Annotated in this window: 21 protein-coding genes; 7 read left to right on the top strand and 14 right to left on the bottom strand. The window is 71.1% G+C overall.

Annotation, left to right across the window (positions count from 1 at the left end; translation table 11 throughout):
• Positions 1 to 204 precede the first annotated feature (204 nt).
• Entirely contained in the window at positions 205 to 3,075 is a 2,871-nt protein-coding gene (locus AB0I79_RS07955) for a LamG-like jellyroll fold domain-containing protein (RefSeq protein ID WP_357868539.1), read from the top strand.
• A gap of 36 nt (positions 3,076 to 3,111) precedes the next feature.
• Here AB0I79_RS07955 and AB0I79_RS07950 read toward each other — a convergent pair whose 3' ends face one another.
• Positions 3,112 to 3,795 (bottom strand): sulfite exporter TauE/SafE family protein, encoded by a 684-nt coding sequence (locus AB0I79_RS07950; RefSeq protein ID WP_357868537.1) that lies wholly within the window; start codon positions 3,793 to 3,795, stop codon positions 3,112 to 3,114.
• Between the two features lie 113 nt (positions 3,796 to 3,908).
• On the opposite strand from AB0I79_RS07950, the gene AB0I79_RS07945 reads away from it, so the two are divergent.
• Positions 3,909 to 4,649 carry a neutral zinc metallopeptidase gene (locus AB0I79_RS07945; RefSeq protein WP_357868534.1) on the top strand — a complete coding sequence of 247 codons (741 nt, stop codon included), beginning with the start codon at positions 3,909 to 3,911 and terminating at the stop codon, positions 4,647 to 4,649.
• 100 nt (positions 4,650 to 4,749) lie between these two features.
• Here AB0I79_RS07945 and AB0I79_RS07940 read toward each other — a convergent pair whose 3' ends face one another.
• Positions 4,750 to 6,168 carry an FAD/NAD(P)-binding protein gene (locus tag AB0I79_RS07940; RefSeq protein WP_357868532.1) on the bottom strand — a complete coding sequence of 473 codons (1,419 nt, stop codon included), beginning with the start codon at positions 6,166 to 6,168 and terminating at the stop codon, positions 4,750 to 4,752.
• 249 nt (positions 6,169 to 6,417) lie between these two features.
• Here AB0I79_RS07940 and AB0I79_RS07935 point away from each other — a divergent pair, with 249 nt between their 5' ends.
• Positions 6,418 to 7,608, top strand: coding sequence for a helix-turn-helix transcriptional regulator (locus AB0I79_RS07935; RefSeq protein WP_357868529.1), 1,191 nt, complete (start codon positions 6,418 to 6,420; stop codon positions 7,606 to 7,608).
• Positions 7,609 to 7,768: 160 nt separating this feature from the next.
• Here AB0I79_RS07935 and acnA read toward each other — a convergent pair whose 3' ends face one another.
• Together acnA and AB0I79_RS07925 are read right to left on the bottom strand one after the other, a co-directional pair.
• A complete protein-coding gene (gene acnA, locus AB0I79_RS07930; RefSeq protein WP_357868526.1) occupies positions 7,769 to 10,501 on the bottom strand; it encodes an aconitate hydratase AcnA in 2,733 nt (910 codons plus the stop codon).
• Between the two features lie 146 nt (positions 10,502 to 10,647).
• Positions 10,648 to 11,376 carry a metal-dependent hydrolase gene (locus AB0I79_RS07925; protein ID WP_357868524.1) on the bottom strand — a complete coding sequence of 243 codons (729 nt, stop codon included), beginning with the start codon at positions 11,374 to 11,376 and terminating at the stop codon, positions 10,648 to 10,650.
• 301 nt (positions 11,377 to 11,677) lie between these two features.
• Between AB0I79_RS07925 and AB0I79_RS07920 the strand changes: the two genes are divergently transcribed.
• The 3 genes from AB0I79_RS07920 (at position 11,678) to AB0I79_RS07910 (ending at position 13,750) form a co-directional block, all read left to right on the top strand.
• Positions 11,678 to 12,433: a PadR family transcriptional regulator gene (locus AB0I79_RS07920; RefSeq protein ID WP_357868521.1), complete on the top strand. Its 756-nt coding sequence runs from the start codon at positions 11,678 to 11,680 to the stop codon at positions 12,431 to 12,433.
• A 3-nt stretch (positions 12,434 to 12,436) separates the two neighbouring features.
• Positions 12,437 to 12,979, top strand: a complete 543-nt coding sequence (locus AB0I79_RS07915; protein ID WP_357868519.1) for a DUF1707 domain-containing protein — start codon at positions 12,437 to 12,439, stop codon at positions 12,977 to 12,979.
• 90 nt (positions 12,980 to 13,069) lie between these two features.
• Complete coding sequence (locus AB0I79_RS07910) at positions 13,070 to 13,750, top strand: DUF6879 family protein (RefSeq protein ID WP_357868517.1); 681 nt, start codon at positions 13,070 to 13,072, stop codon at positions 13,748 to 13,750.
• On the opposite strand, the gene AB0I79_RS07905 is transcribed toward AB0I79_RS07910, so the two are convergent.
• From AB0I79_RS07905 to AB0I79_RS07880, 6 genes are all read right to left on the bottom strand, one after another.
• On the bottom strand, positions 13,740 to 16,166 hold the full coding sequence (locus tag AB0I79_RS07905) for a glycoside hydrolase family 2 TIM barrel-domain containing protein (protein ID WP_357868514.1): 2,427 nt from the start codon (positions 16,164 to 16,166) through the stop codon (positions 13,740 to 13,742). The two genes, AB0I79_RS07910 and AB0I79_RS07905, sit on opposite strands and share 11 nt — an antisense overlap.
• Before the next feature lie 10 nt (positions 16,167 to 16,176).
• Complete coding sequence (locus tag AB0I79_RS07900) at positions 16,177 to 17,052, bottom strand: ATP-binding cassette domain-containing protein (protein ID WP_357868511.1); 876 nt, start codon at positions 17,050 to 17,052, stop codon at positions 16,177 to 16,179.
• Positions 17,052 to 17,993, bottom strand: coding sequence for an ABC transporter ATP-binding protein (locus AB0I79_RS07895; protein WP_357868509.1), 942 nt, complete (start codon positions 17,991 to 17,993; stop codon positions 17,052 to 17,054). The genes AB0I79_RS07900 and AB0I79_RS07895 overlap by 1 nt, the downstream gene beginning before the upstream one ends.
• Entirely contained in the window at positions 17,990 to 18,874 is an 885-nt protein-coding gene (locus AB0I79_RS07890; RefSeq protein ID WP_357868506.1) for an ABC transporter permease, read from the bottom strand. The genes AB0I79_RS07895 and AB0I79_RS07890 overlap by 4 nt, the downstream gene beginning before the upstream one ends.
• Positions 18,871 to 19,866 (bottom strand): ABC transporter permease, encoded by a 996-nt coding sequence (locus AB0I79_RS07885; RefSeq protein WP_357868504.1) that lies wholly within the window; start codon positions 19,864 to 19,866, stop codon positions 18,871 to 18,873. Before AB0I79_RS07885 ends, AB0I79_RS07890 begins: the two co-directional genes overlap by 4 nt.
• A gap of 78 nt (positions 19,867 to 19,944) precedes the next feature.
• The gene (locus AB0I79_RS07880; protein WP_357868501.1) at positions 19,945 to 21,702 is read right to left on the bottom strand and encodes an ABC transporter substrate-binding protein; all 1,758 of its coding nucleotides are present in this window, start codon (positions 21,700 to 21,702) and stop codon (positions 19,945 to 19,947) included.
• Positions 21,703 to 22,061: 359 nt separating this feature from the next.
• On the opposite strand from AB0I79_RS07880, the gene AB0I79_RS07875 reads away from it, so the two are divergent.
• Positions 22,062 to 22,514, top strand: a complete 453-nt coding sequence (locus tag AB0I79_RS07875; protein ID WP_357868498.1) for a lamin tail domain-containing protein — start codon at positions 22,062 to 22,064, stop codon at positions 22,512 to 22,514.
• A gap of 54 nt (positions 22,515 to 22,568) precedes the next feature.
• On the opposite strand, the gene AB0I79_RS07870 is transcribed toward AB0I79_RS07875, so the two are convergent.
• The 4 genes from AB0I79_RS07870 to AB0I79_RS07855 form a co-directional block, all read right to left on the bottom strand.
• Positions 22,569 to 23,156 carry a hypothetical protein gene (locus tag AB0I79_RS07870; protein ID WP_357868496.1) on the bottom strand — a complete coding sequence of 196 codons (588 nt, stop codon included), beginning with the start codon at positions 23,154 to 23,156 and terminating at the stop codon, positions 22,569 to 22,571.
• A gap of 120 nt (positions 23,157 to 23,276) precedes the next feature.
• Entirely contained in the window at positions 23,277 to 23,876 is a 600-nt protein-coding gene (locus AB0I79_RS07865) for a response regulator transcription factor (protein WP_185102564.1), read from the bottom strand.
• A complete protein-coding gene (locus AB0I79_RS07860) occupies positions 23,873 to 24,985 on the bottom strand; it encodes a histidine kinase (RefSeq protein ID WP_357868493.1) in 1,113 nt (370 codons plus the stop codon). Before AB0I79_RS07860 ends, AB0I79_RS07865 begins: the two co-directional genes overlap by 4 nt.
• On the bottom strand, positions 24,982 to 26,097 hold the full coding sequence (locus AB0I79_RS07855; RefSeq protein WP_357868490.1) for a histidine kinase: 1,116 nt from the start codon (positions 26,095 to 26,097) through the stop codon (positions 24,982 to 24,984). The genes AB0I79_RS07860 and AB0I79_RS07855 overlap by 4 nt, the downstream gene beginning before the upstream one ends.
• Positions 26,098 to 26,115 lie beyond the last annotated feature (18 nt).

The raw sequence follows: 26,115 nt of genomic DNA, 5'->3' as shown, positions 1-26,115 counted from the left end.
AGCAAGGCCTGGCGGGCGCGGTCGACGGGGACGGTCCGCCTTCGGCGCCGTCCTCGTCGAGCCGCCCGCCCCGCGTGGCCAGTCACACATCCGTGACGTCCACATGTGGACACGACTCGTGACAAACCCCCCCGGCATCTGCGATACATCGATCAAGGCCATTCGGCGTGCGGGGACGCTGTCATTCACCCATCTGGGGGTTTCGTGAAGCGCCTTTGCAGCGCCCTGGGCACCATCCTGCTCGTCTCCGCCGCCCTGATCGCCGGGAACGTTCCACCGGCGGCGGCCTTACCCGCGCAGTTCCAGAAACAGACGGTCTTCAGCGGCCTGAACCACCCGTCCAACATCGAGTTCTCCCCCGACGGGCGGGTGTTCGTGGCCGAGAAGAGCGGCCTGATCAAGGTCTTCGACTCGCTCACCGACACCACGCCGGCCACGTACGCCGACCTGCGCACCCAGGTGCACAACTTCTGGGACCGCGGCCTGCTCGGCCTCGCACTGCACCCGGACTTCCCGTCCGATCCCCGCATGTACGTCCTGTACGCCTACGACGCCGTCCCCGGCGGCACCGCGCCCCGCTGGGGCACCCCGGGCGGCACGGACGACCCCTGCCCGACCCCGCCCGGCGCCACCGCCGACGGCTGCCTGGTCACCGGCCGCCTGTCGGTGATCTCCCCCACCGGGGCCGAGACGCCGCTGATCACCGACTGGTGCCAGCAGCACCCCAGCCACTCCGTGGGCGACCTGCAGTTCGGCCCCGACGGCGCGCTGTACGCCTCCGGCGGCGACGGCGCCAGCTTCAACTTCGCCGACTACGGCCAGGACAACCTGCCCGCCTCCGACATCACCCCGGACAACCCGTGCGGCGACCCGCCGTCCCCTGTCGGCACCGCGCTGACCCCGCCCGCCGCCGAGGGTGGCGCGCTGCGCTCGCAGGACATGCGCACCGGCGCCGACCCGGCCGGACTGGCCGGTACTGTCATCCGGATAAATCCGGACACGGGGGCTGCCGCGGCGGGAAACCCCAACGCGAGCAGCACCGACCCCAACGTCGCCAGGATCGTCGCCCACGGCCTGCGCAACCCGTTCCGCATCACCAACCGCCCCGGCACCGGCGAGATCTGGTCCGGCGAGGTCGGCTGGAGCACGTTCGAGGAGATCAACCGGGTCGCCTCGCCCACGACGGCCGTGGCCAACTTCGGCTGGCCCTGCTACGAGGGCGCCGGCCGCCAGGCGGGCTACGACAACCTCAACCTGACCCTGTGCGAGAGCCTCTACACGGCCGGCGCCGCCGCGCACGCCACCCCGTACTTCGCCTGGAACCACAACTCCAGGCCCGCCCCGAACGACCCCTGCCCGACCGGCGGCTCGTCCTCCAGCGGCGTGGCCTTCTACGAAGGCGGGGACTACCCGGCCGCCTACGACGGCGCGCTGTTCTTCTCCGACTACAGCCGCTCGTGCGTCTGGGTGATGACCGCGGGCGCGAACGGCCTGCCCGACCCCGCCACGGTGGCCTCCTTCGACTCCGGCATCCCCGCGGTGGAGCTGGAGACCGGCCCCGGCGGCGACCTGTTCGCCGTCGACTACGCCAACGGCACGATCGTCCGCTACATCTACGACAACACCCCGCCCTCCGCCGTCATCGACGCCACGCCCGCCTCCGGCGCCGCCCCGCTCACGGTCAGCTTCTCCGCCACCCGCTCCGGCGACGCCGACGGCGACCCCCTCACGTACGCCTGGGACCTGGACGGCGACGGCGAGCTCGACGACTCCACCTCGGCCACCCCGTCCTTCACCTACACCCAGCCCGGCTCCCCGGTGGTGCGGCTGCGGGTCAGCGACGACCGCGGCGGCCAGGGCGACACCACCGTGACGATCAACGTGGCCAACACCGCGCCCGCGGCCACCATCACCGCGCCCACGGCGGCCACCACGTGGGCGGTCGGCCAGTCGATCGCGTTCTCCGGGAGCGGGAGCGACGCGCAGGACGGCACGGTCCCCGGCTCGAGCATGCGCTGGGCGCTCATCATGCACCACTGCCCCAGCACCTGCCACGAGCACGAGATCACCACGTTCACCGGCGCGAGCGGCTCGTTCCAGGCCCCCGACCACGAGTACCCCTCGCACCTGGAGCTGCGCCTGACCGTCACCGACTCCCACGGGCTGACCGACACCGAGAGCGTGCTGCTGCAGCCCAGGACCGTGGAGCTGACGTTCACCTCCGCGCCGTCCGGGCTGCGGCTGGGCTTCAACAGCGAGCAGGTGGCCACGCCGTTCACCCGTACCGTCATCGTCGGCTCCGGCAACTCGGTCTCGGCGCCGTCGCCGCAGGCCGCGGGCGGGCAGAGCTACGCGTTCGCGTCGTGGTCCGACGGCGGGGCCGCCACGCACCAGGTGGTGGCGCCCGCGGCGGCGAGCACGTACACGGCCGCCTACACGCTGGTGCCGCCCGCGGGCGGGCTGGTGGCCGCGTACGGCATGAACGAGGCCTCGGGCAGCTCGGTCGTCGACTCCTCCGGCAACGGCAACACCGGCACGGCCAGCGGCACGAGCCGCACCTCCAGCGGCAGGTACGGCCGGGCGCTGTCCTTCAACGGCCTGCTGAGCCAGGTCAACGTGCCGGACTCCGCCGGCCTGCGGCTGACCACCGGCATGACGCTGGAGGCATGGGTACGCCCGTCGAGCGTCAGCGGCTGGCGCACCGTGGTCATGAAGCGGCACTCGGGCGGCCTGGCGTACGCCTTGTCGGCCGGCGCGCCCGACCAGCGGCCTCATGCCCGCGTCCACACCACCGCCGCCGCCGACCTGCCCGGCACGGCAGCGCTCCCGGTCAACACGTGGTCCCATCTGGCGGCCACGTACGACGGCTCGCTCCTGCGGCTCTACGTCAACGGCGCGCAGGTGGCGCAGCAGCCCGTGACGGGCCCGATCCGCACGGACGGCGGCGCGCTCAGGATCGGCGGCAACGGCCTGCTGAACCAGGTCTTCAGCGGTCAGATCGACGAGGTGCGCATCTACAGCCGAGCCCTCACCGCGGCACAGATCCAGACCGACATGACCACGCCGGTGAGCTGATCCGCCGAGGCCCGGCGCGGTGCGGCGCGCCGGGCCTCACATGGCGGTGATCACGTTCTGCGCGATCAGCCCCACGGCCGAAAGCGCCGCCACCGTCAGCACCGCCATCCGCACCCTGCCCCCGTCGAGGTAGCGCCGCAGCGGCCCCGACACCAGGAACCCGAGCACCATGGGGACGACGAGCACACCCCCGGCCAGCAGCGCCTGGCCGGGCAGCTCCCCCACGATCTGGAGGATGACCAGCGACTGGGCCGCGCTCAGGAAGAAGAACATCGCGAGCGTGGCCCTGATCTGGGGCCCCTTGGCGTTCTGGTAGACGAGCGCGATGGGCGGCCCGCCGATGCCGGTGGCGGTGCCGGTGATGCCGGAGACGAACCCGGCCGAGGTGATCGTGTACCCGTTGCGCGGCACGCTGAGCGCCCTGGCCGTCAGCGCCACGGCGATCAGCACCATGACGGCGACGAAGATGCCCCTGGTGTAGACGGAAACGTAGACAATGATGACTGCGGCGATGGCGCTGCCGGGCAGCCTGCCGATGAGCGCGAAACCGAGGCCGCGCCAGTCCACCCGCCGCCATTCCACGGCCAGGGTGAACAGCGGGAGCGTCAGGTTGACCACCTGGATCGCGCCCGGCATGAGGTCGGGGGCCAGCATCGTGAGCACGGGTGCGGCGACCAGGCCCAGCCCGAATCCGACGCCGCCTTGGACGATGGCTCCCACGAAAACCGCCAGGCTGCCCACAATCAGCATCAATGCCGCATTTGTCATGCAGGAGAGTCAACCATCGCCATTCGGTGATCCAATCAGCGCTCCACGGCTCTACGCTGCTGACCGTGGCATCCTCACCCCTCCTGTCCGCACTCCTCGCCATCGCGCTCCTGTCCCCCCAGAGCGCCCACGCCGCCACTGCCCCCTTTCCCTGGAAGGCCGGCAAGCTGGCCGTCACCGCCTGCCCCGAGACGCCGCTCAGCTCCGGCGGGATCCCACGTACCCGCGAGTACCTCGACACGGTCGTGAAATGTCTGGACAAGTCGTGGTCGGCGTATGTCGCGCGCACCGGGCTGCGCTTCGAGCGGCCGGCCGTGCGCTACGCCGAGGAGGGCACGGTGTGCGGGGTGCCGATCGCGGACGTGGACGCCTTCTACTGCCACCCCGCCAAGACCCTGGTGTTCCCGCTGACCGGGCGCTGGATCGAGGGGCGTACCGACCTCTACCCGTTCAAGGTCGCCGCCCACGAGTACGCCCACCACCTGCAGACCCTCACCGGCGTCCGCCGCTCCTACGAGGCCCGCCACCGGGCCGAGCCGGACGCCCGCGGCGAGTTGCGGCGCCGGTTCGAGCTGCAGGCCGACTGCCTGGCCGGGGTGTTCATGGGCAGCGTGCGCGCGTCACTCGCCCGTACGGGCGAGGACTGGTCGGCCCTGTACGAGACGGTACGCGCCAGCGGCGACGACGGCGACCGGCGCAGCCACGGCAAGGGCGCCGGCCGGGCCTACTGGTTCAGGCGCGGCACCACCACCCTCTCGCCCGCCGCCTGCGACACCTGGTCGGCGCCCGCGGCCAAGGTGTCCTGAGGCGTCACGCCGGCGATGAAGGAGCGCGGCAGGGCGAGGAAGCGCTCGCCCTCGGCGTCGGGTGGCCGGAGCGTTCGAACACCTCCAGGCGCGCGCCGCCTCAGCCGGTCAGCGCGCCGGCGAGGCGGGCGGCCCGGGCGGCGAGGCCGGGGATGCTGGAGGTGATGAACGACCCGCCCCCGGCCAGGTCCCCCAGCACGTGCAGGCGCGGGTCGGCGGGGACCAGCCCGCCCGCCGGGTGCAGCGCCGCCAGCCCTTCCGCGAGGAGGGCGGTGACCAGCGGTTCCGCCGCGCCGGGCACGGCCTGGGGCGGCGGGTTCACGGCGTTGACCGCGACGTCCACGCCCAGGTCACCGCCGTCGGCCCGCACCCGGAACCCGCCTTCCACCGCCTCGATCTTGCGTACGCCGGCGACGACGGAGAGCTGCCCCGACTCGAACAGGCGCAGCAGGACGGCGGCGTTCACCGGCACCATCGGCGAGGCCACGCCGGTGGCCAGGCGGGCGTGCCCGCGCAGCCGCTCGCGGTCGGCCTCGGGCAGCAGCCGCCACGCGAACGGGCCGACGATGTGCGCGGCCTCCTGCAGCACCCGCCGCGCGATCGCGGGATCGCCGACGGCGGCCAGCTGCCGCCGCAACCGCTCGACGGGCGGCTCGGATCCCGCCGACAGCAGCTCCTCCGTGAAGCCCGCGAAGTCCTCGCCCGCCTCCTCCAGCTCGGCCCGCAGCAGCCCGGCCAGGTCGTCGAGGGTGACGGCGCCACGCTCGCGCCGCAGCGCCTCCACCCGCTCGACGGTCAGGTGCCGGCGCTGGTGGCCGAGGGGGCGCTGCCAGACGGCGGGCAGCATGCCGCTGCGCGAGACGAGGGCGATCCGCCCGGTATGACCGCGCGCGGCGAGCGACACGACCACGTCGACGGCCGTCAGCCCGCTGCCGATCACCGCGACACCGGCCTCGCCCGGCACCCCGTCGAGCGTGTCCGCCAGCGGGTACGGGTCGGCGACGAACCCCTGAGCGCCGCCCAGCCCGTAGTGGTCCTGCGGCGTCCCCACGCCCACGCACACCACGACCTGGTCGGCCAGGTGCTCGTGCCCGTCCGCGGTACGCAGCGCCAGCCCCGCCCCACCACGGGCCACCGCGGTTACGCGGGAGGCCACGACACGGGTCCGCCAGCCCCGTGCCCGCAGCCGCGCCAGAGCCGCCTCGGCGGTATCGGCCAGGTACTCGCCGTAGCGGGCGCGCGGCACCAGCGGCTGTCCCAGCAGCTCGTCCAGGTGGGCGGCGGCACGCTCGGGGCCCAGCCAGGCGGCGTAGTGCCCGGAGTCGGAGCCGCGGATGGACATGATGGCGGGCGGCGCGTTGACCAGCACGCTGTCCAGGTCAGGCCCGTACGGCCGCCCTCGCCACAGGTTCGTGCCCGGCTCGAACACGGTGACCTCCGCCCCCTCCGCCTCGCCGACGGCCAGCGCGTCCAGCAGGCCGACCGCGGCGGCACCAGCCCCGATGATCGCGATATGCACGGCGTTCTCCTTCGTCTGCGTACTCGTCCGAACGACCGGTCCGAGCCTCGCGGACGGCGTGGCCGCGCCCCATCCCCCGCCCGCGGCCGATCGCCCGGGGAATGACCCCCTCAAACGGGGGGTTGGCGCAGGAGGGATGTCCAGGCAGGCTGGCCCCCGGAAGTAGAGGCAGGGCCACGAGGCCGGCAGCCCCCGGAGGAGAGGCAAGGGCGCCCTGGGAGAAGGACGCGCCCGGCACGAGGAGGTTCGATGACCCGCCCGCACCGTCACGCCGAGGTCCTGACAGCGGCCGAGCGGGCGGCCGACGCGCTGGAGTGCTTCAGCCGCGCCTCGGCCCGGCTGCGGCGGCTGATGCCGTTCGACGCAGCCGTGTGGTCGGCGACCGACCCGGAGACGGGCCTGGTGACCGCGCCCATGCTGGTGGAGAACCTCGGCTCGGGCGAGGGTTGCGGCGCCTACTGGGAGAGCGAGCTGCTGGAGGAGAACGTGCTGCCGTTCCGCGACCTGGCCCGCGCCGCCGTGCCCGCGGCGGGGCTGCGCGCGGCCACCGGCGGCCTGCCCGCCCGCAGCGCCCGCTTCCGCAGCCTGCTCGGCGGCCAGGGCATCGACGACGAGCTACGGGCCGTGCTGCGGACCGGGGGCCGTCCGTGGGGCTCGGTGAGCCTGTTCCGCATGCGCGGCGCTCCGGCGTTCGGGCAGGACGACGTCGCGCTGCTCGCCGAGCTGTCCGGGCCGCTCGCCGACCGGCTGCGCCGCTTCGCCGGCCCGCACGACCCGGACGGCGGGCACGGCCGGAGCGGCCCCAACGGCGGGCACGGCCCGAACGGCGGGGGCGGCGGGCGGGGCCGGGGCGGCCCGAACGGCGGGGGCGGAGGCGGCGGGGGCGGCGACTCGGCGCCCGATGGCGTGGGCGGCAACTCCGCGCCGGGGCTGCTGCTGTTCGACGAGAACGGCGAGGCCACGTCGATCAACGAGGAGGCGCGGGCTCATCTCGCGTCGCTGCCGGACGGGCCGTCCACGCCGTCGGCGCTCGGCGTCCGGCTGCCCATCTGGCTGGTCGGCACGGCGCTCCAGGCGCGGGCCATCGCCCTGGGCCGCGACCGCGGCAACGCCCGCATCCGCCTGCGGACCCGCGACGGGCGGTGGCTGACCTGCCGCGCCTCGTGCCTGAGCGGCTCGGGTGGGCGGCCGGGCCCTGTGGTGCTCGTCATCGAGCCCGCGGCCCCTGCCGACCTGGCCCTCATCGTCGCCCAGTCGTACGGCCTGACGCCGCGCGAGTTCGAGATCGCCCAGCTCGTGGCGCAGGGCCTGGCCACCTCGGAGATCGCCGCGGCGCTGTTCATCTCCCCGCACACCGTCAGGGGCCATCTGAAGGCCGTCTTCGGCAAGGCGGGCATCTCCAGCCGTGGTGAGCTCGTCGCGCGGCTGTTCGCCGGCTAGTCCTTTTCGACAAGGCAAGAGCCGCCTCGCGGGGGGTGTCCCGCGGGGCGGCTCTCTGGGTGTCGGGTGGTTCCCCCGATGCGGGGCGCGTGAGGATCGCGCCCCAACCCCCGCGTTCCCGCCCGGCTCATGACCGGGCGGGGACGCGGGAAGACCTACCTCACTTGGCCAGCAGCGAGCGCAGCACGTACTGCATGATGCCGCCGTGCCGGTAGTAGTCGGCCTCGCCCGGCGTGTCGATGCGGACGACCGCGTCGAACTCGACGTCGCCGGCCTTCACGTGCACGGTCCGCGGGATGCCGGTGCCCTTGTTGAGCTCCTCGACGCCGGTGATGTCGAACGTCTCCTCACCCGTCAGCCCCAGCGCCTCGGCCGAGCCGCCCTCGGGGAACTGCAGCGGCAGCACGCCCATGCCGATCAGGTTGGAGCGGTGGATGCGCTCGTACGACTCGGCGATGACCGCGCGCACGCCCAGCAGCGCCGTGCCCTTGGCCGCCCAGTCGCGCGAGGAGCCGGAGCCGTACTCCTTGCCGGCCAGCACCACCAGCGGCGTGCCGGCCGCGGCGTAGTTGACCGAGGCGTCGTAGATGAACGACACGGGGCCCTCGGGCTGGGTGAAGTCGCGGGTGTAGCCGCCCTCGGTGCCCGGCGCGATCTGGTTGCGCAGGCGGATGTTGGCGAACGTGCCGCGGATCATCACCTCGTGGTTGCCGCGCCGCGAGCCGTAGGAGTTGAAGTCCTTGACCTCGACGCCGTTGGCCTGCAGGTACTGGGCGGCGGGGGTGCCGGCCTTGATGGAGCCGGCCGGCGAGATGTGGTCGGTGGTGACCGAGTCGCCGACCTTGACCAGCACGCGGGCACCCTTGATGTCGGTGACGGGCTCCGGCTGCTCCGGCATGCCGTCGAAGTAGGGGGCCTTGCGCACGTAGGTGGAGTCGGGGTCCCACTCGAACGTGTCGCCGGTCGGGATCGGCAGCGAGCGCCAGTGGTCGTCGCCCTTGAACACGTCGGCGTAGTCGCGCTCGAACATGTCGCGGCCGATCGAGGAGTTGACCACCGCGGCGATCTCCTCCGGCGCCGGCCAGATGTCGCGCAGGTAGACCGGCTCGCCGTCGTTGCCGAGGCCGAGCGGCTCGGTGTCGAGGTCGAGGTCCATGGTGCCGGCCAGCGCGTAGGCCACCACGAGCGGCGGCGAGGCCAGGTAGTTCATCTTGACGTCGGGGTTGATCCGGCCCTCGAAGTTGCGGTTGCCGGACAGCACGGCGGTGACGGCCAGGTCGTTGGCCTGGATGGCCTCGGAGATCTCCGGCAGGAGCGGGCCCGAGTTGCCGATGCAGGTGGTGCAGCCGTAGCCGACGAGGTTGAAGCCGATCTTGTCGAGGTACGGCTGGAGGCCGGAGCGCTCGAAGTAACCGGTGACGACCTGGGAGCCCGGGGCCAGCGAGGTCTTGACCCACGGCTTGCGGGTCAGGCCCTTCTCGACGGCGTTGCGGGCCAGCAGGGCTGCGCCGAGCATGACGAAGGGGTTGGAGGTGTTGGTGCACGAGGTGATCGCGGCGATCGAGACGATGCCGTGGTCGATCTCGAACGAGGTGCCGTCGGCCAGCGTGACGGGCACCGGCTTGCGCGGCCGGCCGCCGTCGGCGCTGGCGTTGGAGGCGGGCGCGTCGGAGGCCGGGAAGGTCTCCTCGCCGGCCTCGTCGACGCCGTCGGCCACGTAGTTCTGCACGTCGTGCCGCCAGGTGGCCTTGGCCTGCGACAGGACGATGCGGTCCTGCGGGCGCTTGGGGCCGGCGATCGACGGGACGACGGTGGACAGGTCGAGCTCGATGTACTCGGAGAACTCGGGCTCGGGCGCGGACGGGTCGAGCCACAGACCCTGGGCCTTGGCGTAGGTCTCGACGAGGGCGATCTGCTCCTCGGAGCGGCCGGTCAGGCGCAGGTAGTCGACGGTCTGGCCGTCGATCGGGAAGATCGCGCAGGTGGAGCCGAACTCGGGGCTCATGTTGCCGATCGTGGCCCGGTCGGCCAGCGGCACGGACGAGACGCCCTCGCCGTAGAACTCGACGAACTTGCCGACCACGCCGTGCTTGCGCAGGATCTCGGTGATGGTCAGCACCAGGTCGGTGGCGGTGGCGCCGGCGGGCAGCTTGCCGCTGAGCTTGAAGCCGACCACGCGCGGGATGAGCATGGAGATCGGCTGGCCGAGCATCGCGGCCTCGGCCTCGATGCCGCCGACGCCCCAGCCGAGCACGCCGATGCCGTTCTCCATCGTGGTGTGGGAGTCGGTGCCGACGCAGGTGTCGGGGTAGGCCTTGCCGTCGCGGGTCATGACCACGCGGGCCAGGTGCTCGATGTTGACCTGGTGCACGATGCCGGTGCCGGGCGGGACGACCTTGAACTCGTCGAAGGCCGTCTGGCCCCAGCGCAGGAACTGGTAACGCTCGTGGTTGCGCTCGTACTCGCGCTCGACGTTGCGCTGGAAGGCGTCGGGGTGACCGAAGTAGTCGACGATGACCGAGTGGTCGATGACCATCTCGGCCGGGGCGAGCGGGTTGATGCGCGAGGCGTCGCCGCCGAGGTCGCGCACTGCCTCGCGCATGGTGGCCAGGTCGACCACGCACGGCACGCCGGTGAAGTCCTGCATGATGACGCGGGCGGGCGTGAACTGGATCTCCACGCTCGGGGCCGCGCTGGGGTCCCAGTTGCCCAGCGCACGGATGTGGTCGGCGGTGATGTTGGCGCCGTCCTCGGTGCGGAGGAGGTTCTCCAGCAGGATCTTCAGGCTGTACGGGAGACGTGCGGCGCCCTCGACGGCATCCAGCCGGAAGATCTCGTACGACGCGTCGCCGACGCGGAGCGTGTCACGGCTGCCGAAGCTGTTCGCGGACACGGTGATTCGCCTCCTCCATAGACAGGTGTTCAGACAGAATCCTGCCGCACTACGGAAGCAGCCAGCACGTTAGGTAACCCTAACCACCTGGCCCCGCGGCAGGTTGTCTCGACGTCAAGATATCCCCAGAATATCTCGACATCAAGTTAAACCGGCGCCAGCCGCCAGAACAGCAGGCCGATGATCGCCACCGACAGGATCGGCGCCAGGATCTTCTGCTCGAACTTCTTGCCCGTCTTGATGCCGATCTTCCACGGCAGCACGAACTTGGCCCCCAGCGGCCACAGCACCGGGCACCCTCGCTCCGTCATGCAGTCGCCCACGACATGCATGAGGCAGCCGGCTCCCACCGCCAGCCCCAGCCAGGCATAACCCACGTCGAGCGACATGAACACGGCGTACAGCCCCGCGGTCATGCCGATGTTGACCATGACGGAGCCGATCTTGTTGCCCGGGATGCCCACGCCGATGGCGCGCAGGGCCAGGCCGATGAGCAGCACCACCATGATGTCGCGGCCGATCGGGTAGGCGTTGGCGAGCCAGTGCGCCCCGAACCCGAGCGCCACCGCGAACGCCAGCGAGTGCGTCGCCCCGCGGTGCCCGCCGCTGATCCAGGAGACGAACTTGCTCAGCCCCCACGTCAGCGGCCCGAACGTCTGCGCGATCGTCGCGCTCGGATGGTCGAGGTCGGGCAGCATCGCGGCGCCCGCACAGATGAGCGCCCCGGCGATCAGCTCCGCGGGAGTGAGCGCGGTGGCCATGATCCCCGTATCGATGAAACGGGAGGATTCGTTCAGCAGCGGTAGTGCCGCCAGCGGCGGAGCCAGCCCCAGCCAGGCGATGGCCCCGGTCATCGCGTGAGTGTGCCCCATCATGATCGGGACTGTACGGCAAAGAAGCTCTTTACGCGCCGAGGCGTGCCGCGCCGCCGCACACCCGCGGCCCCGGACAACCCGCAAACGCAGACGAGGTCGTCTCCGCGGCGACAGCACCCCCCAGCCCTGCCGACGCGGAACGACCTCGTCTGCTGTGAATAACGACGTCCTCCCCGATCCTGTTCCCGGATTCCGCAACTTTTTCGTGATCTGGCTCACTCCTCGGCGAGGCTTGCGAGCAGAACACTAGCGATATATCTTTGACGCATCGAGAACAGATCGCGATATAGGAGGAAATCCCATGACGCACCACTTCGCAGCGAGCGGGCCCTGGCCCGGCGCACACGAGTACAAGCGCGCGCTCCGCGAGACGCTGCACGCCATGAGCGACGCCTTCGACCAGGTCGGCGAGCAGTTCGGGCGCGGCGTCCGCGGCGAGGGACGCGGTGGTGACCGCGGCGGCCCGCACGACCAGCGACATCGGGGCAGGAGGGGCGGGCCGGGCCCGTTCCCGTTCGACTTCGGGCGCGGCGGCCCGTTCGGCCCGGGCGGGCCGTGGGGCGGCGGCCATCGCGGCTGGGGCGGCCGCGGCCGCAAGGCCAAGCGGGGCGACGTCCGCGCCGCGATCCTGGCCCTGCTCTCCGAGGAGCCGCGCAACGGCTACCAGATCATCCAGGAGATCGCCGAGCGCAGCGAGGGCGGCTGGAAGCCCAGCCCGGGCGCCGTCTACCCGGCGTTGCAGCAGCTCACCGACGAGGGCCTGGTCATCTCCGAGGAGAACGAGGGCCGCAAGACCTTCCGGCTCACCGAGGAAGGCCGCGCCTACATCGAGGCGCACGCCGACGAGGTGCGCGCCCCGTGGGACGAGATGCGGCCCGACATCGACGACAACACCGCCGACCTCTGGCACATCGCCCGCCAGTCGGCATTCGCCATGATGCAAATCCTGCAGACCGGAAACGACGCACAAATCCGCGAAGCGCGTAAGACTCTGGTTGAGACCCGGCGCAAGCTGTACCAGATCCTGGCCGACGGCGACGACCCGGGCGAGGAGTGATCGATGGCCGGCGTCGCACCGGACAGCCGCCGGTTCGGGGAGAGCGAGGAGCCCGGGATGGACCGCAACGATCTCCGCATCGGCGACGCCGAGCGCGAGCAGACGATGGCCGCCCTGCGCGAGCACTTCGCGCAGGGCCGCCTGACCCACGAGGAGCTCGACGAGCGCCTCGACAGCACGCTGGCCGCCAAGACGGCCCGCGACCTCGCGCAGGTGACGGCCGACCTCCCGGGGCAGGAGCCGGCCTACCGTGAGCCCGCCTCGCCGTACGGGATGGGCGACTGGCACGCGGCCGCGCACGCCCACCGGGCGCAGATGCAGGCCATGCGCCACGCGCAGCGGGAGATGCACCGCGCCGCCTGGATGGCCAGGAGGCACGGGCACGGGCACCGCCGCGGGCCGCACCCCATCCTGCCCGTGCTGGGCGCGCTCATGGTGATCGGGCTGATCGTGGGCGGCTTCGGGATCTTCAAGGTGCTGTTCGTGGTGTGGCTGGGGGCGGTGGTGTTCAGTCTGGTGCACCGGCGTTTCCACCACCGCGGCTGAGGGCCCCGCCCTGATCCTTTTTGGGCCTTGACCCTGTCAGGGGCCCACCTGATGATCTGGGCGGGCCTTCGACGCGAAAGGGACACCCACATGGCCGAGCAGGGCACTCCGGTCCGCCTCACGAACCCGTTCGCCGCCGTCGCGGGTGCCGGCGGCGTCGTCATGGACGTGCCGGAGTACCAAGCCGGGTTCGACCGCGACCACGCGGCCTGCGCCGAGCCGATGTGGAAGCTGGAGCGCGCGCAGGACTTCTACGAGCCCGACGTGGCGAGCTGGCGGGCCATGATGGACGGCGACTGGGAGCGGTCGCTGGCCCTCGTCCACGCCATGGCGGGCCCGCTGTCCGACTACTTCCGCCGCTACCAGCCGGTCAGGCGGTTACGCGTGGCCGAGCTGCCGGTCACCCCCTATTTGCAGTGGGAGATGCACGTCCTGGCGCTGCGCGCCGCGGCGGGCTCCCCCTGCCGGGTGGTGCCCGCCGCCCGCGTGGCGGACCTCGATCCGCTGCCGGAGCTGGTGATCTTCTCCCCGTCCCTGATGTACGAGGTCCTGTACGACGAGTACGGCGGCGGGCGCGGCGGCCGCCGGATCACCGATCGCGACGTCGTCGAGCCCTGCCTGCACGCGGTCCGCACCCTGTTCGACGAGGGCGAGGACGTGCGCGACTTCCACGAGCGCGAGATCGTGCCGCTGCCGCCGCCGACGATCACCGACGAGATGCGGGCCGCGCTGCCCGCCTACGCGCACCGTACCGAGGAGTTCAGGATCTGACCTCCTCGTTGAGGCATCGCAGGACCGGGAAGCGGGTCAGCGCGCCCGGGTCCAGCTCGCGCCCGGTGGTCACCTCGAAGACGGCGCTCTGCCCCGGCAGCAACGTGACGAGCTGGTCGTCCACGCTCGCGGCGGGATCGAGCCGGTCGGGGAAGAGCGCCAGCTCGCGCAGCACGCTCGACGCGGTGATCGTCACCCGGTAGCCGCCCGGCGAGCGCTCCACGTGCGCGTCGTAGGCGGCCGGCGGGTAGGCCACGGCCGGGTCCTCGGCGTAGCCGCGCACGATGCTCACCCCGCCGCCCGCCCCGGCGCTCACCCCGCCGACCACGCCGCCGCCCGCCCCGGCGCCCGTGCCGCTGCCCGTTCCGCTGCCCGCGCCGTCCAGGCGGGCCGTGAGCAGCTCGCGGGCCGGGTCGTCGGGCTCGGCCACCGACGGCGGGAGCGCCACCCTGAGCACCGACCTGGGCGCGGCGTGCACGGCGACGACCTCCTTGGCCAGCGGCCGGCCGTCGAGACCTCGCCGCTCCAGGCGCAGCTCCCCCGACCAGGGCTCGTCGGTGTCGTTGACCAGGGCCGCCTCGCCGTCCTGGACGGTGATCAGCCGGTCGGCGTAGGCGCGGCGCAGCGCGTACCACAGCGGTTTGCGCCGCCCGTCGCCGTCGACCGCCGACCAGGACGTGACCGGCCAGCAGTCGTTGAGCTGCCAGACGATCGTGCCCATGCAGTGCGGCATGAGCGCGCGGAACCGCTCGATGCCGAACGCCATCGCGCGGGCCTGGTTGAGCTGCGTGAGGTAGTGCCAGTCGTCGAACGTCTCCGGCCGCGGCAGGTGGTCGCCGAGGCCGCGCAGCAGCTTGGCCTGCCCGTCGATGGCCTTCTGGTGGGCGGAGCCGGGCGTGAGCGGCTCGTCGGAGGAGGCGCGGCGCAGCGTGGCGTAGGAGGGCGGCCCCTGGAAGCCGAACTCGGCTACAAAGCGCGGCCGGTAGGCGGCGTAGCGGCGGTAGTCCTCGCGGTTCCAGACGTCCCAGATGTGGATCGTGCCCCGGGCCGGATCGTTCGGGGGCAGGCCGGGGGCGCCCGAGTAGGGGCTGCCGGGCCAGTACGGGCGGGTGGGGTCCAGCTCGGCCACGATCGACGGCAGCAGGTCGTAGTAGTAGCCGGCGCCCCAGCTCCGCCCCGCCAGCTTCTCCCGCCAGCCCCAGTCGGCGTGACCCTCCAGGTTCTCGTTGTTGCCGCACCACAGCACCAGGCTCGGGTGCGCGGCCAGCCTGGCGACGTTCTGCCTGGCCTCGGCCTCGACCTCGGAGCGCAGCGGCTCCTCCTCGGGGTAGGCGGCGCAGGCGAACGGGAAGTCCTGCCAGACCAGCAGGCCGAGCTCGTCGGCCAGGGAGTAGAAGTCCTCCGACTCGTACAGGCCGCCGCCCCACACCCGCAGCAGGTTCACCCCGGCGGCCGTGGCCTGCGCGAACCGTTCGGCCAGGCGTTCCCTGGTGACGCGGGCGGGGAAGCAGTCGTCGGGGATCCAGTTGACGCCCCTGACGAACACCGGCACGCCGTTGATCGTGAGCTTGAACGCCTCGCGGTCCAGCTCGACGTCCCTGAACCCGATCCTGCCGCGCCACTCCTGCTCCCCGAGGCGCACGGTCAGGTCGTACAGGGGCTGCTCGCCGTGGCCTCGCGGCCACCACAGCGCGGGCTCGGGCACGCGCAGCTCCACCACGCCGGCGCGCCCGTCCAGGCGGTGTTCCGCGGTGCGGCCGGCGATCCGCGCGGTGAGGGTGAGCGGCTCCTCGGTCGTGCGCTCGACGCGTACGTGCACCTCCACCCGGCCGTCGGCGCGGGCGAGCGGGCGCACCTCGGCCAGCCGGGCGCCCGACCAGCTCTCCAGCCCGATCGGCCGCCAGATGCCCGCCGTCACCAGGGTGGGACCCCAGTCCCAGCCGAAGTTGCAGGCCATCTTGCGGATGAACGGGTACGGCTCGTCGTAGGCGCCCGGCCGCTCCCCCAGCGCCGCCCGCAGCCCTTCTGCGTGGCCGTAGGCCGAGGAGAAGCGCACGACGAGCTCGTTGGCGCCCTCGCGCAGCAGGTGGCGGACGGGGAAGCGGTAGGAGCGGTGCTGGTTGGCGGTCTCGCCGATCAGCACGCCGTTCAGCGTGATCGCGGCGACCGTGTCGAGGCCCTCGCACACCAGGTCGGTGCGCTCGTGCTCGTCCGGCGACCAGGTGAACGCCGTGCGGTAGGTCCACTCCGTACGGCCGATCCAGGCCAGCCGGTGCTCGTTGCCGTCCAGGTACGGATCCTCGATCACCCCGGCCGCCAGCAGATCGGTGTGCACGCAGCCGGGCACGCTCGCCGGGATCTCCGCCAGGTCCTGCGACGACAGGGTCCAGCCGCTGTGCAGCGGGCGGTACTTCAAGAAGCTCTCCTTAGCAGGTCTCGAGCTGGGCGCACGCCACGAGATGCCCGGGCTCGGCCTCGTACAGGCCGCCTGAGCCGCCCTTCCGGTGGTACAGGCAGGCCTCCACGGGCGCGGCGTCGTCCCAGGGCTCGTGCAGGCGCGGCACGGCCGACAGCAGCTCGCGCGTGTACGGGTGCAGCGGATCGCCGAAGACCCGCTCGGTCAGGCCCATCTCCACCACGCTGCCCTTGCGCAGCACCACCGTGCGCTCGGCGAGGTAGTTGCCCAGCGACAGGTCGTGCGTGATGTAGAGCACGCTCAGCCCCCGGGCCTTCAGCTCGGCCAGCAGGTTGAGCACGTCGATGCGGGTGGAGGCGTCGAGCATGCTGGTGATCTCGTCGGCGACCAGCAGCTTGATGTCCAGCAGCAGCGCGCGGGCGATGAGCAGGCGCTGGAGCTGGCCGCCGCTGAGCTGGTGCGGGTACTTGCCGAGCACCTGGTCGGGGTTGAGCCGCACGTCGCGCAGGGCCGTGCTCACCCGCTCGGCCCACTCGGGCGCCGGCACGGCGGGGAAGTACGCCTCCTTGATCATGGCGAACACCCGGTCGGCCTTGAACACGGGGTTGAAGGAGCTGAACGGGTCCTGGAAGATGCCCTGGACGCGGCGGTAGTACTCCTTGCCGGAGCGCACCGGCAGGCCGTCGAAGGTGATGGAGCCTCTGGTGACCGAGTTCAGGCCGAGGATCATCCGGCCGATCGTGCTCTTGCCGCTGCCGCTCTCGCCGATCAGCGAGACGACCTCGCCGGGCACGACCTCGAACGTCACGCCCTTGACGGCCGCGACGCTCTTGCCGCCGAAGGCGCCGACCCGGAATTCCTTGGTGACGTCGTGGAGCTTCAGCATCAGGCCTTCCAGCAGGCTACGTGGTGGTCGGGGGCGAGCTCGGTCACCGGCGGGTCCTCGGCGCACTGCTCGCCCGCGATGGGGCAGCGGTCGCGGAAGCGGCAGCCGGCGGGCGGGTTCAGCAGCGACGGCGGGCTCCCGGCGATGCCTTCCAGCCTGCGGTCGGCGTAGCGGACGCCCACCGCGGGCAGGGAGTCGAGCAGCAGCTTCGTGTACGGGTGCCGCGGCGCCTTGACGATCACGTCGGCGGGCGCCTTCTCGGCCAGCCTGCCCGCGTACATGACCATGATCGTGTCGGCGATGTGGTGGGTGAGCGCGAGGTCGTGGGTGACGAAGATCATGCTCTTGACGTAGCCGCTCTCGCGGAAGCCGAGCAGGGCGCGGGCGACGGCCTTCTGGGTGGAGACGTCGAGCGCGGAGGTGACCTCGTCGGCGATCAGCAGGGACGGGTCCAGCAGCGTGGAGATGACCATCACCATGCGCTGCTTCATGCCGCCCGACAGCTCGATCGGGTAGCGGTCGAGCACCTCGCGGGGCAGGCCGACCTGCGACATCCGGCGTTCCAGCTCGGCCAGGTCGAGCGTGGCGCCGCGCGACCTGAGCAGCTCGGTCACCATCCTGCGGATCTTGCGGGTGGGGTTGAGCGCGCTCATGGCGTACTGCGGGATGAGGGAGACCTCGCGGAAGCGGAACTCGTTCATCGCCCGGTCGTCGTCGATGGGCAGCTCCCGGCCGTCGAGCACGACCGTGCCACCCGTGCGGCGCATGCGGCCGTCCATGCGGATGAGCGACTTGCCCAGCGTGCTCTTGCCGCAGCCCGACTCGCCGACGAGGCCGATTATCTCCCCGTCGCGCAGCTCGAACGTCATGCCGTCGAGGGCGCGCACGTCTCCCTTGAGCGTCCTGTAGTGCACCTTCAGCTCGCTGACCTGCAGACTCATGTCTCCCTCAGTTTCGGGTTGAAGACCTCGTCGAGCCCGACGTTGGCCACGTACAGGGCGCCCACGATGGCCGTGATGGCCGCGCCGGGCGGCACGAACCACCACCACAGGCCGAGCTGGAGGGCGCTCCACTGGTTGGCGTTCTGCAACATCAGGCCGAGCGAGACGCCTTCGGTGGGGCCGAGGCCGATGAAGTCCAGCGAGGAGGCGATCAGCACCGAGCCGCCGAACAGCAGGATGAACGTCATGAACAGGTAGGAGCTCATGTTCGGCGCGATCTCCCTGGCGATGATCCGGCCGGTGCCCGCGCCGCTCATCCTGGCCAGGTCCACGAACTCCCTGGTACGCAGCGAGAACGTCTGCGCCCTGATCGCCCGCGCCGCCCACGGCCACTGCGTCAGCCCGATGAACAGGCCCTGCACGGCCACGCTGCGGATGCCCAGGTAGGCGTTGATGATCAGCAGCACGGCCAGCGTGGGGATGACCAGGATGACGTTGGTCAGCATGTTGAGGACCTCGTCCACGATCCCGCCGCGGTAGCCGGCCACGAACCCGACGAGCATGCCGATGACCGCCGCGATGCCGCCGCCGACCACGCCGACCGCGAACGTGCTGCGCAGCCCGTACACGAACTGCAGGAACACGTCCTGGCCGAACGTGGTGGTGCCGAACCAGTGCTCGGCCGAGGGCGGGCTCATGGGCTTGGGGCCGTAGTCGTTGGGGGTGCCGGAGAACAGCACGGGGCCGAACAGCCCCAGCAGGAGCAGCACGAGCACGATGCCGAAGCCGGCCATCAGCTTGCCGTTGCGCACCGCGAAGTACAGGGCCTCGCGCCGCACCCCGGCCGGCTCGCGCGGAGCGACTTCCTGAAGTGTCGTCATGCCTGCGCACCCGCCATTCCCGCCCTGGTCCGCGGATCGACCACGACGTAGACGATGTCGATGATGAAGTTGGCGATCAGCACGCCGAGCACGATGAACAGGAACGTGCCCTGCAGGAGGAAGAAGTCCTTGTTCTGGATGGACTTGAGGATGAGGCTGCCCAGGCCCGGATAGGCGAAGACGATCTCGGTGACCAGCGCTCCGGCCACCAGCACGCCCAGTTGCAGGGCCAGGCCGGTGATCTGGGGCAGCACGGCGTTGCGGAAGGCGTAGCGGCGGATGAGCCTGCTGGGCGCGCCCAGCGCGGACAGGTAGTTGGAGTAGTCGGACTCCAGCTCATAGATGATCATGTTCCGCATGCCGATGGCCCAGCCGCCCAGCGCCACGAGGAACAGCGACAGGAACGGCAGCGCCCAGTGGTGCAGCAGGTCGAGCACGAACGTCCACGACCAGTTGGGCCGCATCGAGAAGCTGTAGCCGCCGGCCACCGGGAACCACCCGAGTATCACGCCGAACGCCCAGGCCAGCAGCACGGCCAGCCACATGTACGGCATCGCCGTCAGCAAGTAGCCCACCGGCAGCACGGTGTTGTCGAGCAGCTTGCGCCGGGCCGCGTACGCGCCGAACTGGTTGCCCACCACCCAGCTCAGCAGCACCGACGGCACGATCAGAGCCAGCGTGTACGGCACCGCCTGGGTGATCACATCGCTCACCGGCGTCGGGAACAGCCAGATGCTGACCCCGAAGTCCCCCCGCAGCAGCGCGCCCCAGAAGTTGAGGTACTGCTGCCACAGCGGCTGATCGAGCCCGAACAGGCTGGTGTAGTAGGCCCGCATGGCCTCCACGGCCTCGGGCTTGGTGACGTTGGCCCGCGCGACCATGCTGGCGACCGGGTCGCCCGGCATGAAGCGCGGGATCATCCAGTTGACCGTGACGGCGACGAAGAAGGTCAGTCCGTAGATGAGCAGTTTCCTGCCGAAATAACGACGCACGTGTGTTGTCTCCTGGGAGTTCCCTCCGCCCCGGGGATACGCGGGGCGGAGGGATCGGGGGTTCGTCCGGTCGGCTCGTCAGGAGGCGGCGGGCTGGAGCTGCGTGAGCGTCTCGAAGCCGCCGAGCTCGAGCCAGTTGCGCCACATCACCGCGCCGGTCTTGGGCGCGCTGCCCGCCGCGGAAGGCCAGTTCTTCCACACGCTGGTGCTCGACTGCGCCCACAGGCCGTTGTACCAGAGCGGGATCACCGGCATGTCGTCGAGGTGGATCTGCTGGAGCTGGGAGATGATCTTCTGCATGCCCGCCGTGTCGTCGGTCTTCACCTGGTCGAGGTCCTGGACCAGCTTCCAGGCCTGCTCGTTCTCGTAGCGGGCGAAGTTGACGGTGTTCTGCTGCTTCTGCACCGGGAGCTGGAACATGTACTCGTAGTAGGTGTACGGCGAGTTCGACAGCTGCCGCTCGTTGTTGATGAGCAGGTCGAAGTCGCCCTTGGCGCGCTGCTCGACCAGCGCGTTGAAGTCGGGGAACTCGGGCGTGATCTGGATGCCGGCGGTCTTGGCGCTGGCGGAGATGGACCTGGCCGACTCCATCCAGTCGGTCCAGCCCGACGGCACGATCAGGGTCAGGCTGATCTTGGAGCCGTCCTTGTTCTCGACGTACCCGTCGCCGTCGGTGTCCTTGTACCCGGCGTCGGACAGCAGCTTCTTGGCCTTGGCGGCGTCGAAGGTGAAGCCGGAGGAGGAGACCACGTTCTGGTCCACGTACTTGTCCCACTGGGGCAGCAGGCCGGTGGGGCTGGCGGCCTTGACGAGGTTGCCGTACACGCTTTCGACGATCTTCTTGACGTCCACGGAGGAGGCCAGCGCCTTGCGGAAGGCCGGGTCGTCCATGGGCTTCTTCGTGGTGTTGGGCACCAGCCACGCGGTGTTGGCCGACAACATGTACGGGGGCTCGTTGTAGTACGTCGTCAGCCCGAAGTTGCCCTTGACCAGGTTGGCCACGCCGGGCAGGAAGTTGTTGCTGAGGTCCAGGCCCTTCTGCAGCAGCATGCCCATCGCGACCTCGTTGCTGGGCGTGGCGATGTCGACGATGTAGCGCGGCTTGGGCTCCATGTTCAGCGCCGTCTTGCCCCACCAGTCGTCGCGCCGCTGCAGGACCACGCGGTCCTGGTCCTTGCTGAGGAACTTGTACGCGCCCGTGCCCACCGGGTTCTCGTTGATCCCGTCGAGCACCTCCTTCTCCGAGCGGCCCTTCCAGATGTGCTCGGGGACGATGGAGCGGCTGTAGAGGTTGAAGTCCCACTGCTGGTAGTTGGCCTTGGAGAAGGTGAACTTCACGGTCTGGTCGTCGACCGCCTCGACGGTCTTCAGCCAGTCCCACAGGTGGTGGTAGGGGATGGTCTCCATCTTGCCGAGCTCGAAGGAGAAGACGACGTCCTTGGCGGTGAAGGGCTGGCCGTCCGACCACTTGATCCCGGGACGCAGCTTGACCTGGTAGGTGGTGTCGTCGGTCCACGAGCCGCTCTCGGCCAGCCAGCCGTTGAGCTTGGCCGCGTTGGGGTCGTAGTGGAAGAGCGTCTCGTACACCAGGCCCTTGGTGCCGACCGCCGAGTCCCACTCCCTGATCGGGTTGAAGTTCGGCGGCGGCCCCCACTGGGTGCCCGTGGTGTAGAGCGTCTCGTTGCGCGGAAGCTGGTCGGGGTTGGCACTGGCCGCGGCACCCTGGCTCTGCGGCTGGGAGGCCGGCGGGGTCGGCGTGGCTCCGCCACCGGAGCAGGCCGCGGCGAGCAGGCCCGCCGCCACGAGCGGAATCATGATCCGAGCCCGGTTACGCATCGTTTCTCTCCTTCCTCCGCGCCTGGCGCGAAGGGTACGTGCACCTGTCAGACCCCCGAATCGACCTTTGGGAGCGCTCCCAGCGCTGACGCAGAAAGCGCCCGCGCATAAAGGCCGGTGACCGATTTCTCTGTTCATCAAGCGCGGGCCCGGAAGGGCCTGCTGAACCGGATAAGTACCGCGAACGTAAATTCCGCATGTCCGTACAGTCAAGAGCCGTGACGCTTTCGAGACGTGTCCCGGAAACGCTCTCCGAACCCGCCGGCCAACCGGTTCGACCTCCGTCACGTGCCAACCAGGCGACGCGCTCCGCCGTCCTACTTCCGTCACATTCGCCACATTCGTGAAGGAACTCAACGGTGAGACTTGCCTCCACGCTCGCGGCGCTGCTCGCCGCGGCTGCGACGCTCGGCGCGACGCTGCCCGCCCAGGCCGCCGCCCCCGCCCTCCGGATCGTGACGATCTCCTACGACTCTCCGGGGGCGGACCGGCGCTCCAACAGCTCGTTGAACGCCGAGTACATCACCCTGCTCAACACCACGAGGAAGGCCATCGACCTCAAGGGGTGGAGCGTGCGGGACAAGACGGGCTACACCTACGAGTTCGGCGCCGACGTGGTGCTGGGGGCCAGGAAGCGGATCACGCTGCGCACCGGGCAGGGGAACGACGGCACCAGCAGCGTGTTCTGGAACCGCAAGCAGTACGTGTGGAACAACGACCAGGACACCGCCTACGTGCGCAACCCCGGCGCCAGGCTCGTCGACTCCTGCTCCTACAAGGCCCGCAGCAACTCCGCCGCCGTGAACTGCTGAACCGCCCGGGATCGAGCGGCGGCGCTCCCGGCGGCCCGGGAGCGCCGCTTCGCGCTATTCGCAGAGCGTGACGGTCTCGGCGTCGCACTTGTCGGCACCGTCACCGCCGTTCGCGCTGTCGGCGCCGTCGCCGCCGATCAGCACGTCGTCGCCCGTCCGGCCCGCGAGCCGGTCGTCGCCGGCCTCGCCGGCCGCCTGGTCCGTGGCCGTCCCGCCGAAGAACAGGTCCGAGCCCGCCCCGAGGACGACCCTCGACCGCAGCGTGGTCCTGTTCGTCAGCGTGTCGTTCCCGGCGCCCATGTCGGCCACGATCGTGGTGACGCCATCGGCGTCGCAGACCGACACGTTCTTGGCGGTCGCCGTGCAGCCGGCGCCGGGGAACAGCAGCCCGCCGTCGTTCCTGACCACCAGCCTGCCGCCCACCTGCGTGATCGTGATCGCGTCGGCGGCGGCGTCCGCGGTGATCTGCAGCAGCGGCGCCGAGACGGTCACGTTGGCGGCGGCGTGAGCCGGTCCGGCGACGGCGAGCAGCGAGGCGGCCGCGGCGGCCGCCACCGTGGCGCCCGCCGTCAGCGCCCGCACCCCGTGCCGGCGCAGGACGGTGGCCCTCGACCGGCTGCCGGTCCCCCGTGTCGTACTCATACATCCCCCTCTGTCGGATGACAGGCCGCCGCGTTCGGCGGCCGAAGATGAGTACAGCCCGGAGGAGGGCCTGGGCTCAGTGCCGGAGCGGACAGGCCTTCTGTGCCGATGTGCCTGGTGTCAGAGCCAGCCCATCTGCTGGGCCGTGCGGATGGCCTCCAGCCGGTTCTGCGCGTTGAGCTTGGTCATCGCGCTGGACAGGTAGTTGCGTACCGTGCCCTCGGTCAGGTGCAGCTCGCCGGCGATCCTGGAGATCGTGGCGCCCTCCGCGGCCAGGCGCAGCGCGTCGCGCTCGCGCTCGGTCAGCGGGCTGTCGCCGGCCGCCATCGCCGCCGCCGCCAGCTCCGCGTCCAGGTAGCGGCCGCCGGACTGGACCTTGCGGATGGCCATCGCCAGTTCCTCGGCCGAGGCGTCCTTGCCGAGGAAGCCGCTGACGCCCGCCGCCATGGCCCTGCGCAGGTAGCCGGGCCGGCCCAGGCTCGTCAGGATGACGATCTTGCACTGGGAGCTGATCTGCTCGGCCGCGCTGAGCCCGTCCATGCCGGGCATCTCGATGTCGAGCACGGCCACGTCGGGACGGTGCTCGGCGACCGCGCCCACCACCTCGTCGCCCCTGCCCACCTGGGCGACGACCTCGATGCCGTCCTCCAGGTCGAGCAGGGCCGCGATGGCGCCGCGGATCAGGTGCTCGTCGTCGGCCAGCAGCACGCGGGTCGTCATGCGGGCACCGCCGCCCGCAGCAGGTACCGGCCTCCGGGCGCGGGCTCGGCCTGCAGGGTGCCGCCCGCCGCGCGCACCCGCTGCGCGAGCCCCGCCAGGCCGATCGGCGCGTGCTCGCCGACCGGTCCGCTGACACCGTCGTTGGACATCTCCAGCACCCCGTTCTCGATCGTGATCGTGCAGCGTTCGGCCTTGCTGTGCTTGAGCACGTTCGTCGCGCCCTCGCGTACGACGGTGGCCAGCAGCGTCCTGGTCTCGGGCGGCAGCGAGCCGATGTCGGCCCGCACCGTGCAGCGCACGTCGGCCGCCTCCAGCACCGCGCGCACGCTGGCCAGCACCTCGTCCAGGTCGATGGCCCGGTAGTTCTGCACGACGGTGCGCACCTCACGCAGCGACCTCCTGGACAGGTCGCGCACCTCGAACATCTCGGCCGCCGCCGCCTCCGGATCGGCGGCCAGGGTCCGTTCGGCGTGCTCGGTCCTGGTCGCCACGTCGGTGAGGCTGCGGCCGAGCAGGTCGTTCAGGTCGCGGGCGAAGCGCAGCCGCTCCTCCGAGACGGCCAGCTTGGCCATCGCCTCCTCCCCCTCGTGCGCCTCCTTGGTGAGCTGCCACAGCTTGAGATTGGCCAGCACCGCGCCGACGGAGATCAACGTGAAGACGGACTGCACCAGGAGCAGCAGGGGGACGAGGAAACCGTCGGCGAAGCTCGCGTACACGTTGAACAGCACGATCGACGTGACGGACACGGCGATGATCGTGCGCTTGCGGACGAACGGCGCCAGCAGCGCCAGCCAGGTGGGCAGCGCGAACACCTGCCCCGCCGCGGCCAGCAGCAGGGCGATCGTCCCGGTGATCGCCAGGATGGCCGTGGGACGTCTCTCCCCGCGCACCGCGATCCTGAACGGCCGGGTGCTCAGCACGTTGAAGACCAGCAGCAGGACGACGCCGAGGGCGATCAGCGGCCACGGCGCGGCCGCCTCCCGCCAGCGGATGTACAGGTCGAAGTAGCCGAAGAGCGGGATCAGGAGCACGAAGTCCGTGCAGTAGACGATCAGCCAGCGGACCTTGGTCAGCTTGGACGCGTGCCGGACGCGGTCGAGGACCTTCACGCGGGCACCACCGCGCGCAGGAGGAACCGCCCGCCCGGCGTGGGCTCGGCGGAGAAGGAACCACCCACGGTGACCAGCCGCTCCGACAGGCCGCGCAGGCCGCTCCCGGGCGCCACCGCCAGCTCCGTGACCCCGTCGTTGAGCATCTCCAGCACCCCCTCGTCGATCTTGATCTCGCACCGCGTGGCCGCGCTGTGCTTGAGAATGTTCGTGGCGCCCTCGCGGACCGCCCAGGCCAGCAGCATCTTGGCCGACGGCGACAGGCTGTCGGTCCTGGCCTCGATCGCACAGCGAACCCCGGCCGCCTCCAGCGCCGCGCGCACTCCGGCCAGCTCCTCCTCCAGGTCGAGTGCCTGGTAGCCGTGCACCGCCTGCTGCACCTCGAACAGCGACTCTCCGGCGAGCGCGCGCACCTCGGCCATCTCGGCCGCGGCCCGTCCGGTGTCCTTGGTCGCCAGCTTGGCGGCCAGCTCGCTCTTCAGCGTGATGACTGACAGGCTGTGCCCGAGCAGGTCGTGCAGGTCGCGGGCGAAGCGCAGCCGCTCCTCCGCCACCGCCAGCCTGGCCACGGCCTCGCGGCTCATGTACGCGTCCCTGATCACCCACCAGAGCCAGCGCCACACGAGCATGGCCCCGATCATCAGCACGGAGTTGATCAGCTGGCCGGCCAGGATGCCCTGCCAGGGCAGGCCGACGACGAGGCCGGCGTGGGCGGTGACCACGATGACGAGCAACGCGGCCAGCACGATCGTCACGCGCGGCTTGAGGTAGAGGGCGGCCAGCGACGCCCACATGGTCATGGTCTGCAGCCACATGGCCGCCGACGCGCCGCCCAGAGGAGACAGCACGAACAGCGCCGCCGAGAGCACCCCCGCGAGCAGTAACTTCAGCGTCGGCTTGGGGCGGTGCTCGAAGGCCTCGTGCAGCAGGAAGGGGCTGAGCCCGAAGAAGGCGGTCACCAGGACGACGTTGACCGCCGCTCTGGCGACGGATAGCTCGCCACGCATCGCGTCCTCGGCGATGAACGCGACGGACATGAACCACACCAGGCCCAGCGCGGCGTCCATCCAGTACAGCAGGATCTTCCTCGCGGTGTCGGGACGCGTCGCCATCACGCCCTCCCCCTGCTG

The organism is Nonomuraea sp. NPDC050202 (assembly GCF_040656115.1).
Lineage (GTDB): Bacteria > Actinomycetota > Actinomycetes > Streptosporangiales > Streptosporangiaceae > Nonomuraea.
This window is presented reverse-complemented; position numbering and strand designations above follow the sequence as displayed.